10 protein-coding genes are annotated in these 13651 nt (G+C 72.9%); 6 read left to right on the top strand and 4 right to left on the bottom strand.

Annotation, left to right across the window (positions count from 1 at the left end; translation table 11 throughout):
* Positions 1-18 precede the first annotated feature (18 nt).
* The 3 genes from ACFCZ1_RS35225 (at position 19) to sucD (ending at position 3509) form a co-directional block, all read left to right on the top strand.
* The gene (locus tag ACFCZ1_RS35225) at positions 19-1140 is read left to right on the top strand and encodes a VWA domain-containing protein (RefSeq protein WP_376682381.1); all 1122 of its coding nucleotides are present in this window, start codon (positions 19-21) and stop codon (positions 1138-1140) included.
* A 278-nt stretch (positions 1141-1418) separates the two neighbouring features.
* The gene (gene sucC / locus ACFCZ1_RS35220) at positions 1419-2597 is read left to right on the top strand and encodes an ADP-forming succinate--CoA ligase subunit beta (RefSeq protein ID WP_366100195.1); all 1179 of its coding nucleotides are present in this window, start codon (positions 1419-1421) and stop codon (positions 2595-2597) included.
* Between the two features lie 21 nt (positions 2598-2618).
* On the top strand, positions 2619-3509 hold the full coding sequence (gene sucD / locus ACFCZ1_RS35215; RefSeq protein WP_215016991.1) for a succinate--CoA ligase subunit alpha: 891 nt from the start codon (positions 2619-2621) through the stop codon (positions 3507-3509).
* A 91-nt stretch (positions 3510-3600) separates the two neighbouring features.
* Here sucD and ACFCZ1_RS35210 read toward each other — a convergent pair whose 3' ends face one another.
* A complete protein-coding gene (locus tag ACFCZ1_RS35210) occupies positions 3601-5031 on the bottom strand; it encodes a helix-turn-helix domain-containing protein (protein ID WP_376682362.1) in 1431 nt (476 codons plus the stop codon).
* 119 nt (positions 5032-5150) lie between these two features.
* On the opposite strand from ACFCZ1_RS35210, the gene ACFCZ1_RS35205 reads away from it, so the two are divergent.
* Positions 5151-6899 (top strand): DUF6350 family protein, encoded by a 1749-nt coding sequence (locus ACFCZ1_RS35205; protein WP_376682361.1) that lies wholly within the window; start codon positions 5151-5153, stop codon positions 6897-6899.
* Between the two features lie 15 nt (positions 6900-6914).
* Here the strand turns inward: ACFCZ1_RS35205 and ACFCZ1_RS35200 are convergent, their stop codons facing one another.
* The 3 genes from ACFCZ1_RS35200 to ACFCZ1_RS35190 all read right to left on the bottom strand — a co-directional run bounded on the left by ACFCZ1_RS35200 (position 6915) and on the right by ACFCZ1_RS35190 (position 11162).
* A complete protein-coding gene (locus ACFCZ1_RS35200; RefSeq protein WP_376682360.1) occupies positions 6915-7484 on the bottom strand; it encodes an LppP/LprE family lipoprotein in 570 nt (189 codons plus the stop codon).
* 7 nt (positions 7485-7491) lie between these two features.
* Entirely contained in the window at positions 7492-10434 is a 2943-nt protein-coding gene (locus tag ACFCZ1_RS35195) for a toll/interleukin-1 receptor domain-containing protein (RefSeq protein WP_376682359.1), read from the bottom strand.
* Positions 10435-10577: 143 nt separating this feature from the next.
* Positions 10578-11162: a hypothetical protein gene (locus ACFCZ1_RS35190; protein WP_376682358.1), complete on the bottom strand. Its 585-nt coding sequence runs from the start codon at positions 11160-11162 to the stop codon at positions 10578-10580.
* A gap of 224 nt (positions 11163-11386) precedes the next feature.
* On the opposite strand from ACFCZ1_RS35190, the gene purN reads away from it, so the two are divergent.
* Positions 11387-12010 carry a phosphoribosylglycinamide formyltransferase gene (gene purN, locus ACFCZ1_RS35185; RefSeq protein WP_376682357.1) on the top strand — a complete coding sequence of 208 codons (624 nt, stop codon included), beginning with the start codon at positions 11387-11389 and terminating at the stop codon, positions 12008-12010.
* Complete coding sequence (purH, locus tag ACFCZ1_RS35180) at positions 12007-13599, top strand: bifunctional phosphoribosylaminoimidazolecarboxamide formyltransferase/IMP cyclohydrolase (RefSeq protein ID WP_376682356.1); 1593 nt, start codon at positions 12007-12009, stop codon at positions 13597-13599. Before purN ends, purH begins: the two co-directional genes overlap by 4 nt.
* The last annotated feature ends 52 nt before the right edge of the window (positions 13600-13651 follow it).

Raw genomic sequence — 13651 nt, 5'->3', positions numbered from 1 at the left:
CGGCTGAGGCGGTGGCGGATGGTGTTCGGCGGGGGCGACGGCGACGGGACCGGGTGCGCGCTGAGCGGGCGGGACGCGGCCATGGACGCCGCCCTCGGTGCGCTGTACGACGGAGGCGGCGCGGGCGGCGCGGGCGGCTCCCGCAAGGCGTCGGGGGCGCGGTCGGCCGGGCTCGGCGGATCCGCGCCCCACGTGGCCCGCTGGCTCGGGGACATCCGTATGTACTTCCCCGGCTCGGTGGTCCAGGTCATGCAGCGCGACGCGATCGAGCGGCTCGGCCTGTCCGCCCTCCTCTTGGAGCCGGAGATGCTGGAGGCCGTCGAGCCCGACGTGCACCTGGTCGGCACCCTGCTCTCCCTGAACAAGGCGATGCCCGACACGACGAAGGAGACCGCGCGGGCCGTGGTCCGCAAGGTGGTCGAGCAGCTGGAGGAGCGCCTCGCGGCCCGCACCCGGGCCACCCTCACGGGCGCCCTCGACCGCTCCGCCCGGACCAGCCGCCCCCGTCACCACGACATCGACTGGAACCGCACGATCCGGGCCAACCTCAAGAACTACCTGCCCGAGCACGGCACCGTCGTCCCCGAAAGGCTGATCGGCTACGGCCGTGCGGCCCAATCGGTGAAGAAGGAGGTGATCCTCTGCATCGACCAGTCGGGTTCGATGGCGGCCTCCGTCGTCTACGCCTCCGTCTTCGGCGCCGTCCTCGCCTCCATGCGCTCGATCGCCACCCGCCTCGTCGTCTTCGACACCTCCGTCGTCGACCTCACGGACCAGCTCGACGACCCGGTCGACGTCCTGTTCGGCACCCAGCTCGGCGGCGGCACCGACATCAACCGCGCCCTCGCCCACTGCCAGTCGAAGATCACCCGTCCCGCCGACACCGTCGTCGTCCTGATCAGCGATCTCTACGAGGGCGGCATACGCAACGAGATGCTGGGGCGGGTCGCCGCGATGAAGGCCGCGGGCGTCGAGTTCGTGACCCTTCTGGCCCTGTCCGACGAGGGCGCCCCGGCCTACGACCGCGAGCACGCCGCGGCCCTCGCGGCGCTGGGCGCGCCCGCCTTCGCCTGCACCCCCGACCTGTTCCCGGAGGTGATGGCCGCGGCCCTGGAGAAGCGGCCCCTGCCGGTGTCGTGACCGGCCGCGCGCGGACCACGGGGAATCGGCAGATCACACGAACCTCCTGTTCAACCGTGAGGTGTTCTGTGACAGGTATCACCGCTCAGGTGTGATCTGCGATTTAGGGACCTACGTCCCACGGGGATAACCTGCGGGACGGACATGCCGCGTCCACGGTCACCGTGTGCGCCTTCCTTGTGACAGCGCCGTCACGTTGCCCTCCGCGGCACGCCCACGCAGATAGCAGACAACCGCGAATCACTGCGAATCTTTAAAAAGACAAGGGACGGACGCGCGTGGACCTGTTCGAGTACCAGGCGAGGGACCTCTTCGCCAAGCACGGTGTACCGGTGCTGGCCGGTGAAGTCATCGACACGCCTGAGGCGGCTCGCGAGGCCACCGAGCGGCTGGGCGGCAAGTCGGTCGTCAAGGCGCAGGTGAAGGTCGGCGGCCGCGGTAAGGCCGGCGGCGTGAAGCTGGCCGCCACCCCGGACGAGGCTGTCGCCCGGGCGACGGACATTCTCGGCATGGACATCAAGGGCCACACGGTCCACAAGGTGATGATCGCCGAGACCGCTCCGGAGATCCTGGAGGAGTACTACGTCTCCTACCTCCTCGACCGCACCAACCGCACCTTCCTGGCCATGGCCTCGGTCGCGGGTGGCATGGACATCGAGCAGGTCGCGGAGGAGACCCCCGAGAAGCTCGCCAAGGTCCCGGTGAACGCCAACGAGGGCGTGACCATCGAGAAGGCCCGCGAGATCGTCGCCCTGGCGCAGTTCCCGGCCGAGGTCGCCGAGAAGGTGGCCGAGGTCCTGGTGACCCTGTGGGACACCTTCATCGCCGAGGACGCGCTCCTCGTCGAGGTCAACCCGCTCGCGAAGGTCGCCTCCGGCGACGTCATCGCGCTCGACGGCAAGGTCTCGCTCGACGAGAACGCCGAGTTCCGCCAGCCGGGCCACGAGGAGTTCGTGGACCACGCGGCCGCGAACCCGCTCGAGGCCGCCGCCAAGGCGAAGAACCTCAACTACGTGAAGCTCGACGGTGAGGTCGGCATCATCGGCAACGGCGCGGGTCTCGTCATGAGCACCCTCGACGTCGTCGCGTACGCCGGCGAGAACCACGGCGGCGTCAAGCCCGCCAACTTCCTGGACATCGGCGGTGGCGCCTCCGCCGCCGTCATGGCCAACGGTCTCGAGATCATCCTCGGCGACCCGGACGTCAAGTCCGTCTTCGTCAACGTCTTCGGTGGCATCACCGCGTGCGACGAGGTCGCCAACGGCATCGTCCAGGCGCTGGCCCTGCTGGAGGAGAAGGGCGAGGCGGTCACCAAGCCGCTCGTCGTCCGTCTCGACGGCAACAACGCCGAGCTGGGTCGCAAGATCCTCTCGGACGCCAACCACCCGCTGGTGCAGCGCGTGGACACCATGGACGGCGCGGCCGACAAGGCCGCCGAGCTCGCGGCTGCGAAGTAAGGGCAGAGGTCACAGACTCACATGGCTATCTTCCTCAACAAGGACAGCAAGGTCATCGTCCAGGGCATGACCGGTGCCACGGGCATGAAGCACACCAAGCTGATGCTGGCTGACGGCACCAACATCGTCGGCGGCGTGAACCCGCGCAAGGCCGGCACCACCGTCGACTTCGACGGCACCGAGGTCCCGGTCTTCGGCTCCGTCGCCGAGGCGATGGAGAAGACGGGCGCCAACGTCTCCGTCCTCTTCGTCCCGCCGGCCTTCGCCAAGGCCGCCGTCGTCGAGGCCATCGACGCCGAGATCCCGCTGGCCGTCGTCATCACCGAGGGCATCGCGGTGCACGACTCCGCCGCCTTCTGGTCGTACGCGACCGCCAAGGGCAACAAGACGCGGATCATCGGCCCGAACTGCCCGGGTCTGATCACCCCCGGCCAGTCCAACGCCGGCATCATCCCGGGCGACATCACCAAGCCCGGCCGCATCGGTCTCGTGTCCAAGTCCGGCACGCTGACCTACCAGATGATGTACGAGCTCCGTGACATCGGCTTCTCCTCGGCCGTCGGCATCGGTGGCGACCCGGTCATCGGCACCACGCACATCGACGCCCTGGAGGCGTTCGAGGCCGACCCCGACACCGACCTGATCGTCATGATCGGCGAGATCGGCGGCGACGCCGAGGAGCGTGCGGCGGACTTCATCGCGAAGAACGTCACCAAGCCGGTCGTCGGCTACGTCGCGGGCTTCACCGCCCCCGAGGGCAAGACCATGGGCCACGCGGGCGCCATCGTCTCCGGCTCTTCCGGCACCGCGCAGGCCAAGAAGGAGGCCCTTGAGGCCGCCGGCGTGAAGGTCGGCAAGACGCCGACCGAGACCGCGAAGCTGGCGCGCGAGATCCTGAACGCCGCTCAGTAAGCAGCAGTAGCAGTAGCAGTAGCAGTACGTGTTACGGGCGTGGCCCGCACCCTTCCCGGGTGCGGGCCACGCCCCGTTTCCCGTCGACTTCTCATTCGGTCCGCGGGGCGATGCGGGCGGGACCGGCGGCCGGGTCCGCGCGCAGCTTGTCGTGGAGCTGCCTGCTCTGCTCGGTCAGCTGCTGGGGGCCGCTGAGCGGGGGTACGCCCGAGACGTTCGAGCCGGGGGCGATCGGCGGCTCGTAGCGGGTGGGCGCGGTCGCGGCCGTATAGGCGGTCGCGACCGCGATGACCGAGGTCAGGCTGACGGCGGCGCGGGTCCAGCGCCGGGTACGCCGCTCGGCGTGGCCCCGTACGGCGGCGGCGGGGCGCGGTTCGAGCGGTACCGCCGGGGTCAGCGCGGCGAGCCGGGCGTGCAGCAGCGCGGAAAACTCCTCGGGCGGTGCGTCCGCCAGTTCGGGGATCCGTTCGGCGAGGGCCGCGTGCGCGTGGAGCAGGCGGCCGCCCGCGGTGGGGGTGCTGGCCTCGGTCTCGGCGGCGGTGTCGGGGAGGTCGAGGCCGACACCGTCGTACAGCAGGACGGTGCGGCGGTGGGCGGTGGGGAGCGCGAGCAGGGCGTCGAGGAGGATCCGGTCGGCGGGCTCGGCGGGGGGCTCGTCGGGCGCCCGGCCGGCCGGGCGCATCTGGTGCCAGGGGGAGAGGGCGTACTCGTACGCGGCGATCCGGACCCAGCCCACCGGGTCCGGATCGGTGGCCACCTCCGGCCACTGCCGCCAGGCCTGGCGGAACGCCCGCTCCACCGCCTCCTGGGCGAGGGCCCGGCGGCCGGTGAGCAGGTAGGCCTGGTGGACGAGGCCGGAGGCGGCCTGGGCGTAGAGGTCGTCGAAAGCCGGTTCGGCCCCGCCGGGGGCGGGGCGCCCGGGTGCCCCGGCGGCTGCGCCGCCTTCACTCGCGTCCGGGGCCCACGCCCCGTCCGTGCCGGACGGGGCGTGGGTCCCTGTCCCGGGACCGGGACCCACGCCGCCTTCGCCCGCGCCGGGTGCGCCGGACGGGTGGTCTCCGACGGGCTCTTGCCCGGCGACGACGACGGCCGGTACGGGCTCGGCCGGCGTGGCGGCCGGGTCGGCGGGCCCGTCCGGCGTCATGGCGGGGTCGGCTTCGGCCCCGGACGCGGCGGGTGACGGCGGGTCCGGGTCGGCCGATGTCGGGCCCTCGGCTTCGGCCCGGGACGCGGACGCGGCGGGTGACGGCGGGTCCGGGTCGGCCGATGTCGGGCCCTCGGCTTCGGGACTGGGCGCGTCCTGCGACGGCTCCGCGAGGCCGGTCAGGAACTTCGCGTACGCCTCGCGCTTGCGCCCGCGCGGATCCGTGCGGCCCGCCTCCCAGGAGCGCACGGTGGTCACGGTGACGCCCACGGCCGCCGCGACCTGTTCGTGCGTCAGGTCCGCCGCCTCGCGCAGCCGGCGGCGTTCCTTCGGGGCGGGGAGGTACAGCTCCGAGCCCCTCTCGACGCTTTGTGTCATGCCACGCTCCCCGCGACCCGACCGCTCTGGGCGAAAAAGTACATAAACGTATATTGGGCGACACCACGGATATTCGCCTGTTACCCGCCCATAGCGCGTGTCGTTGGCACCATGGCGGGGTGACCCAAGTGACCGAACGCGGGACCCCGTTGTCCGCAGCCCCGCGACCCGTCCGGCGGCGCCGCTCCCCGGCGGCGGCCGCATGCGTGGTGGGCGGCGCCGTGGCGGCCGGACTCGGGCTCGGCTTCCTCGCCGTGCTCGTCATCGTGCTGTGGATCAGCTCGCCCTACCCCGACAGCGGCCCCGGCGGGGCCCTGCACCTCGCCGCCGGGCTGTGGCTGCTCGCCCACGGGACGGAACTGGTGCGGTACGAGACGCTCTCCGGCGTGCCCGCGCCCGTCGGCCTGACCCCGCTGCTGCTCGTCGCTCTGCCCGTGCTGCTCGTGCGGCGGGCCGCGCGGCTGGGGAGCGCCTCCGAGGAGGAGACGGAGGGGGAGGAGGTGCTGCCGGCCGGCGCCGTCGTCTCGGCGGTGCTGTGCGGCTATCTGGCCGTCGGGGCCCTCGCCACGGTGTACGCGGCGGGCGGGCCCATGCCGGCCGACCCGCTGAGTGCGGCCTGGCACGTTCCGCTGGTCGCCGTGATCGGCGCCGCCGGTGGGGTGTGGGCGGTCCGGGGGCGGCCGGCCGGATTGTCGGTGTCCTGGGTTCCGGCGGGCGTACGGAGGGCAGTCGCGCGCCCCCGGTACGCGCTGGCGCTCCGGGCCGGGGCGGGCGGGGCCCTCGTCCTGCTGGGCGGAGGCGTGCTGCTCGTCGGCGGCTCGCTCGCGTGGCACGGTGCGGAGGTCCAGGGGACCTTCCTGGGGCTCACGGGGGTGTGGTCGGGCCGCTTCGCGGTGCTGCTGCTGGCGTTCGCGCTGATCCCGAACGCCATGGTGTGGGGCGCGGCCTATGCGCTCGGGCCGGGCTTCGCGCTCGGCGCCGGCGTGAGCGCCACGCCGCTCGGGTTCACGGGGTCGCCCGCTCTGCCCCGGTTCCCGCTGCTGGCGGCGCTTCCGCCCGAGGGGCCCGGGACGCCGCTGACCTGGGCGGTCGTCGGGGTGCCGGTGGCGACCGGGCTGGCGGTGGGCTGGTTCGCGGTGCGCCGGGCGCGCGAGGTCTCGTACGGGGAGACCGCGCTCACGGCCGCGCTGGGCGCGCTGGTGTGCGGGCTGCTCATGGCCGGGCTGGCGGCGGCGTCGGCGGGGCCGCTGGGGTCGCGGGGGCTGGCGGACTTCGGGCCGGTGTGGTGGGCGGTGGGCGCGGCGGCCTCCGCGTGGACGCTGGCGCTGGCCGTGCCGGTGGCGGTGGGGGTGCAGGCGTGGCGGACGCGGCCGGTCAGGGCCGGGGCTGCGGTCGCCGGGGAGGACGGGTGGCACGACAGCGGTGTGCGGGAGGTTCGGTGGGCGGCGCTGCGCCGCGCGGCGGGCACCCTGGTCCCTGACATCCCGTCCCCGGCCTTGACGCCGGCCCCCTCCCCGGCTCCGGCTCCGGCCTTGACGTCGGCCCCGGCCCCGTCACCGGCCCCGTCACCGGCCCCGGCCCCGGCCCCGTCCCCAGCTCCGGCCCCGGCCCCGGCCCCGGCCCCGGCCCCGGCCCCGGCCCCGGCCCCGGCCCCGGCCCCGGCTCCGGCCCCGGCCTCAGACCCAGACCCGGCCCCGGTCTCAGACCCAGCCCCGTACCCCGCCCGGCAGCACCGGCCGGTGACGGTGGTGCCCGGCCTCAGCCTGGACCTGACCCCGATCCTGACCCCGGCGAAGCCGCCGTCCCCGCCGCTCGCCCCGCCGGTGTCGGGCGCCCGCGTCCTGCCCCGCCGAAAGCCGCCTGCCTAGCCGGACATCCCCTGGCTAGGCCGCGGGCCGCTGGACGAAGCGGCTCCCGGTCCAGGCGTAGGAGCGGCGCTCGGAGCCGGTGGGGCAGCACCGGGCGTCCTGCGGGCCGTACGTCCTCAGGTCCACGGTGACGGTGTCGCCGGAGAACGACAGGTCCCTGATCCGCAGAGGTGGGCCCCCCGACGATTCCTCGGCGCTGATCAGTACGGCGATCCGCCTCGGGTCGCCCGCTGGTGACGATCCGTCGAACACCTCCAGCTGTTCGGGCCAGGTGGAGGCCCCGTGGACGCAGTCGAACCAGACGAAGGTGTCGCGGACGCCCTTGCCGCGGACGTCGGCTTGCTTGGTGCCCAGGACCTCGATCCCCTGGTTCCCCGCGGCGAGACAGTCGATGTCGTCGATCACCTTCGTCCAGTCCACGCCGGCCAGCCCTTCGGCGGACGCCGGTGAGGCGGTCTTCGGGGTGGCGGAGGTCGAGACAGTGGTGCGGGGCGGGGTGTTCCCGCCTCCCGACGAGCCTGTGCATCCGGCGAGGAGCAGGCCCACCAGGAGCAGCGGCAGGGTGCGTAGGACGGGTCGGGTCATGGCGTGCTCATTTCCGTCGGGCGGGCAGGAGCGGGAGGAGCGGATAGTCGCGGATCCGCGAGGGCCGGGAACAGATGTCGGCGCCGCTGCCGGTGGCCCCGCTCAGTTCGGGGGTCGTCGGCGTCCGGCGCAGGGCCTCGGCGACCAGGCGGCAGGCCTCTCGCTCGGTCGTGCCCTGCCAGAGCCGCACCGTCTTGTCCCTGCCGCCGCTGACCAGCCGGCTGCCGTCGGGGGACCAGCTCAGCGCGGTGACGCCGCCGGGGTGCGCGGCCTCACGTTGCTGGAGCAGTGCGTAGTGGCGCGGGTCCCACACCCGGATCGTTCCCGCGTCGTCGCCGGAGACCAGCGCGGTCGAGTCAGGGGACCAGACCAGCGAATCGATCACGCTGTCGCCGCCTCTGAGTTCCGTCGGCAGCTGTCGGCCGGTGCCGCCGTCCCAGAGCCGGATGGTGCCGTCCACGCCACCGGTGGCGATGAGTGCGCCGTCGGGCGACCAGGCCATGGAGCGAGCCAGGTGTGGTGACGCCTGGGGAGCCGGGCCCAGCGGCCGGCCGCTGTCCGCGTCCCACCGGTGCAGCGAGCCGTCGCCCAGGACGGCGGCCAGTCGCCGGTTGTCGGGGGACCAGGCCACGGACTGGACCCCTCCGGTCCTGGTCCAGGAGTCCTTGCCGCCTTCCGTGGCCTCGCCGCTCGCGGTGGCACGGTCGGGCTGTTCGGCAGCCGGCCGGCCGGTGTCGGGGTCCCAGACACGGACCTGGCCCTCGTCCGTTCCGTCGGCCACCTTCGTGCCGTCGGGGGACCAGGCGACGGTGACCGCGCCCCCGCTTCCCCACCAGGGGCGGGAGGTATCCGCCGTGGTCGTCGCCGACCACACCCGCAGTCCGTTGCCAGTGGCCCGCAGCAGCCGACGCCCGCCGGGATCCCAGGCGATGGCCTGCACATGGTCGCGGGGGTACTCCTCCCGGATCGGGCTGCCTCCGACGGGATCCCCGGTCACGGCGTCCCATATCCACACGGCGTCGTCGGTGCTGCCGCCGGCGATGTGTCGGCCCTCCGGGGACCAGGCCAGGGCGAGCACGCCCTCGGTCGGGCCGCTGAGTCCGGCCTGCGGAGGTGGTTGTTGCGCCACCTCCCACAGGCGGAACACGGAGCGGCTGGGGCCGCTGCCGATGTCGCTGCTGAACGCCCCGGCGAGGAAGCGGCCGTCAGGGGACCAGGCGAGCGACCGGAGGAAGTGTTTGCTGTCGCGCGCGAGCGTCGTCGCGACCGGACTGCTCGCGCCCGCGTCCCAGAGCCGGATCGTGCCGCTGTCATCGGCCACCGCCACGCGGGCGCCGTCGGGCGACCAGAGGACCTGGCTGATGGGGTCGTGCTGCCCGGAGGACGCCGTGGACAGGGCGCCCGTACGGGCGTCCCACCAGCGGACCGTTCCGTCATGACCTCCGGTGACGACGCGGCTCCCGTCCGGGGACCAGGACAGGGCGTTGTCATTGACCGCCCGTCGGTCGGACCAGAGCAACGTGCCCCGGTCCGCGTCCCAGACCCCTATGCCCGCCGTGCCCACCGTGGCGAGCCTTCCCCCGTCGGGAGACCACATCAGGGGGTAGTTGTCCGCTTGGGAACCGGGCAGCGGATCGCCGAGCCGGCGGCCGGTCCCGACATCCCAGAGTTTGATTCCCTCTTGCTGGCTGGTGGCGAGCACTTTCCCGCGCGGGGACAGGGCGAGGTCCCTGATGAAGCCCTCTTCTTCCGAGACGGTGAACGGACCGGCCGTCGCTCGGCCCGAAACGGCGTCGCTCACCAGGTACGACATCGTCATGCGGCCGTCGTGGAGTCTTGACAGCAACGACCCGCCGTCCGGGCTCCACCGGACGCCGTCGGGTGTCATGGTGCCCGTGGGTACGGCCACAGCCTGCAGCGGCTGCACCGCACGGCCGTCCCGAACCGTCCAGCCCGACACCCTTCCGTCGATGTCGGCCATCCGCACCTGGGTGCCGTCCGCCGACCAGCTCAGGGAGCCGAAGACGCCGGACGTCTCCAAGGGCACCTCGCCGACCAGGCGTGAACTCCAGGAGTCCAGTCCGCGCAGTGCATCGCCGAAGGCCGCACGGGCCTCGGGAAGGGCCGGGGCGATCCGCTGTTCGGCGGCGATCGCGAGGGCCACGGCCACATAGGGGTCGGAGGCGTTGCGGGACTGCGCCACGTACTGGCGCACCTCGGCCAGCGCGGTCTGGTCCCGGGCCAGGTCCCGCTGGCGCACGGCCGTCACCGCGGCGATCGAGGCGGTCACGGCGAGGGCGGTCAGCAGGGCGAGTGCCGAGCGGACGGTGTGCCGTGTCCTGCGGTGCAGACGGACGTCCTCGCCGATGAGGGTGTCCTTCTCGACGCCCCGCACGGCCGCCGCGAGGCCGGCCACCGCCGTGCGGAAGTCCGGGTCGCGCAACGACAGTTCGGACCTGGCACGGGCCCAGCCCAGCGGCACGACGAGGGGCATCTCGTGGAAGCGTCCCGCCAGGCACCTCGGCAGCACGGTGGTCCTCTGCCAGTCGAAGTCGTTGCGGTCCGCGTCCCAGGCCATCCCCGGAAGCTGCCGCGCACCGCCGCCGCCCGCGTCGTCGTCGGCAGCGGGCGGTTCGGTGAGGACGATGAGCAGGTTGTCGGTGCCCCGGCGGGCACACCAGTGCTCCACCTCCTTCTCGACCCAGGGAGCGCGGGCCGAGTCCGCCGAGGCCAGCAGGATGAGATGGCGGGAGGAGTCCAGGGCTCGCTCGATCGAGCCCCAGAGCCGCGAGCCGGCGGCGAGGCTCCCCTCGTCCCGGAACACCCGAAGGGCCCGCAGGCGGTGCCAGGGTTTGGCGAAGGTGTGCAGCCCGTACTGGAGGGCGAGGGCCAGCTCGCGGTCGGCGGCCCGGCTGTAGGAGATGAACGCGTCGTACGCGAACTCCTGCACGGATCCCTCCCCCCGAAGGCACCTCGACCACCCGGCCCGCCCTGCCACGCCGGTCACAGCGTGGCAGAGAAGCCCCCGGCGCAGTAGCTGAACGGCTCCTTCCGCCCGACGCGGCTCAGGGGGCGGTCGGCGTAGGGCGATCGCTACTGGCGGACCTTCAGGACCTGGCCCAGGAAGTTGTCCGGGAGGAGCCTGTTGCACTGGAGTTCCGCCGCGTTCGTCAGGGCGTCGTCGCGGCAGACGTAGAAGTCCTTGTACGCGAGCTGTACGGCGTACGAGCTCATCGCCAGCAGGATCGCCAGTGTGGCCGTGACCAGGCCGCTCACCGCCGCCGTGCGCTGGGGGCGGGCGGCCTCGCCGAGGGCCGCCAGGCCGCTGGGGGCGGTCTCCTGGCCGGGTTCCTTCGGCGCGGGCTTGCCCCGCAGCGCGCTGATGCCCCAGTACAGGGCGAGCGCCCCCAGCAGCAGTCCCACCGACGGGATCCCGAAGATCCCGAAGAAGAAGCCCCACATGCCGGCCAGCAGCGCGTAGCGGGCGCGGCGCTGGATCGGGTCCGTCGGGTCCCAGCGCGCCGGTCCGCCCCGGCCCTCGGAATCCGGCCGGCCGTTCCCGTCCCCGCCGCCGTCGCCCCCGCCGCGGGGCTGCCACGGCTGGTCGGGCCGGCCTTCCGGGGGAGCCGCGAAGGGGTTGTCGTCGGTGGGGGAGTCGGGCTGACGGCGGTCCGGCATCGGGTGTGTTACTTCCCCTGTGTCAAGGACGTCACGACGACGTCGGTTCGGCTTGTACGCAGACGCTACCCCTCGGCCGTCCCCCCGTCCCTCGGGGGCCGTCCCGTGTGCCGGTATCGTTGCAGGCGGTCGGTTGCTTCGTATGGTCCCCCGTATATCGGTACCCCGAAGTTTCGTATGACCATACAAAGACGAACACCGCATTCCGTGAGAAAGGGCCTCCCATGGCCGCCTCCCGCCTGGTCGTGCTGGTTTCCGGTTCCGGCACCAACCTCCAGGCCCTGCTCGACGCCATCGACGCCCACCCCGGCGGATCAGAGGGCTTCGGCGCCGAAGTCGTCGCCGTGGGGGCCGACCGCGAGAACATCGTCGGCCTGGAGCGCGCCGAGAAGGCGGGGATCCCCACCTTCGTGTGCTCGGTCAAGGCCTACGGGAGCCGCGAGGAGTGGGACACCGCCCTCACGGAGGCGACCGCCGCCCACGCTCCGGACCTCGTCGTGTCCGCCGGTTTCATGAAGATCGTCGGCAAGGCGTTCATCGACCGCTTCGGCGGCCGGTTCATCAACACCCACCCCGCCCTCCTCCCCGCCTTCCCCGGCGCCCACGGCGTACGGGACGCGCTCGCCTACGGGGCGAAGGTCACCGGCTGCACGGTCCACTTCGTGGACTCCGGCGTCGACACCGGGCCGATCATCGCCCAGGGTGTCGTCGAGATCCGGGACGAGGACGACGAAGCCGCTCTCCATGAGCGCATCAAGGAAGTCGAGCGCCAGCTGCTCGTCGACGTCGTGGGGCGCCTGGCCCGACACGGCTACCGCATTGAGGGACGAAAGGTAACAATCCAGTGACCGCCGTAGAGAGCAACGACCCGACCACGACCCAGCGGCCGATCCGGCGTGCGCTCGTCAGTGTCTACGACAAGACGGGACTGGAAGAGCTGGCCCGCGGCCTGCACGAGGCGGGCGTCGCGCTCGTCTCCACCGGCTCCACCGCCTCGAAGATCGCCGCGGCCGGGGTGCCCGTCACCAAGGTCGAGGAGCTGACCGGCTTCCCCGAGTGCCTGGACGGCCGGGTCAAGACCCTGCACCCGCGCGTGCACGCCGGGATCCTCGCCGACCTGCGCCTGGAGGACCACCGCAACCAGCTCGCCGAGCTGGGCGTCGAGCCCTTCGACCTGGTGATCGTCAACCTGTACCCGTTCCGGGAGACCGTCGCCTCGGGCGCCACCCCCGACGAGTGCGTCGAGCAGATCGACATCGGCGGCCCCTCCATGGTCCGCGCCGCCGCCAAGAACCACCCCTCCGTCGCGGTCGTGACCAGCCCCGAGCGTTACGCCGACGTCCTCGCGGCGGCGCAGGGCGGCGGCTTCGACCTCACCGCGCGCAAGCGGCTGGCGGCCGAGGCCTTCCAGCACACCGCCGCCTACGACGTGGCCGTGGCCTCCTGGTTCACGAACACGTACGCCCCGGAGCCGGAGGCCGTGCTGCCCGAGTTCCTGGCCGGCGCCTGGGAGCGCAAGTCGACCCTGCGCTACGGCGAGAACCCGCACCAGGCCGCCGCCCTCTACACCGATGGCCAGCCGGGCGGGCTCGCCAACGCCGAGCAGCTGCACGGCAAGGAGATGTCCTTCAACAACTACGTGGACACCGAGGCCGCCCGCCGGGCCGCCTACGACCACGAAGAGCCCTGCGTCGCGATCATCAAGCACGCCAACCCGTGCGGTATCGCGGTCGCCGGCAACGACGAGGACATCGCCGCCGCCCACCGCAAGGCGCACGCCTGCGACCCGCTGTCGGCCTTCGGCGGCGTCATCGCCGTCAACCGCCCGGTGACCGTCGAGCTCGCCGAGCAGGTCGCCGAGATCTTCACCGAGGTCATCGCCGCCCCCGCCTACGAGGACGGCGCCGTCGAGATCCTGGCCAAGAAGAAGAACATCCGCGTCCTGAAGGTGGACGGGCACCCGCACCAGCCGGGCGACCTCAAGCCGATCTCCGGCGGCGTGCTGCTCCAGCAGAGCGATGTCTTCCAGGCCGAGGGCGACGACCCGGCCAACTGGACCCTCGCCACCGGCGACGCGCTCTCCGCGGACGAGCTCGCCGAGCTCGCCTTCGCGTGGAAGGCCTGCCGCGCCGTCAAGTCCAACGCCATCCTGCTCGCGAAGGACGGCGCCTCGGTCGGCGTCGGCATGGGCCAGGTCAACCGCGTCGACTCGGCGAAGCTCGCCGTCGAGCGGGCGGGCGCCGAGCGCGCACAGGGCTCGTACGCCGCCTCCGACGCCTTCTTCCCCTTCCCCGACGGGCTGGAGATCCTCACGGCCGCCGGTATCAAGGCCGTGGTCCAGCCGGGCGGTTCCGTCCGCGACGAACAGGTCGTCGAGGCCGCGCAGAAGGCCGGCGTGGCGATGTACTTCACCGGGACCCGGCACTTCTTCCACTGAGCCGGCCGCACGACAGATACGGCGAAGGCCGCGACCCGCACTGCTGCGGGCC

It is taken from the genome of Streptomyces sp. NPDC056224 (assembly GCF_042267665.1).
Classification (GTDB): Bacteria; Actinomycetota; Actinomycetes; order Streptomycetales; family Streptomycetaceae; genus Streptomyces.
Note: the sequence above shows the minus strand (reverse complement) of the source record. Positions and strands in the feature narration are given on the sequence as shown.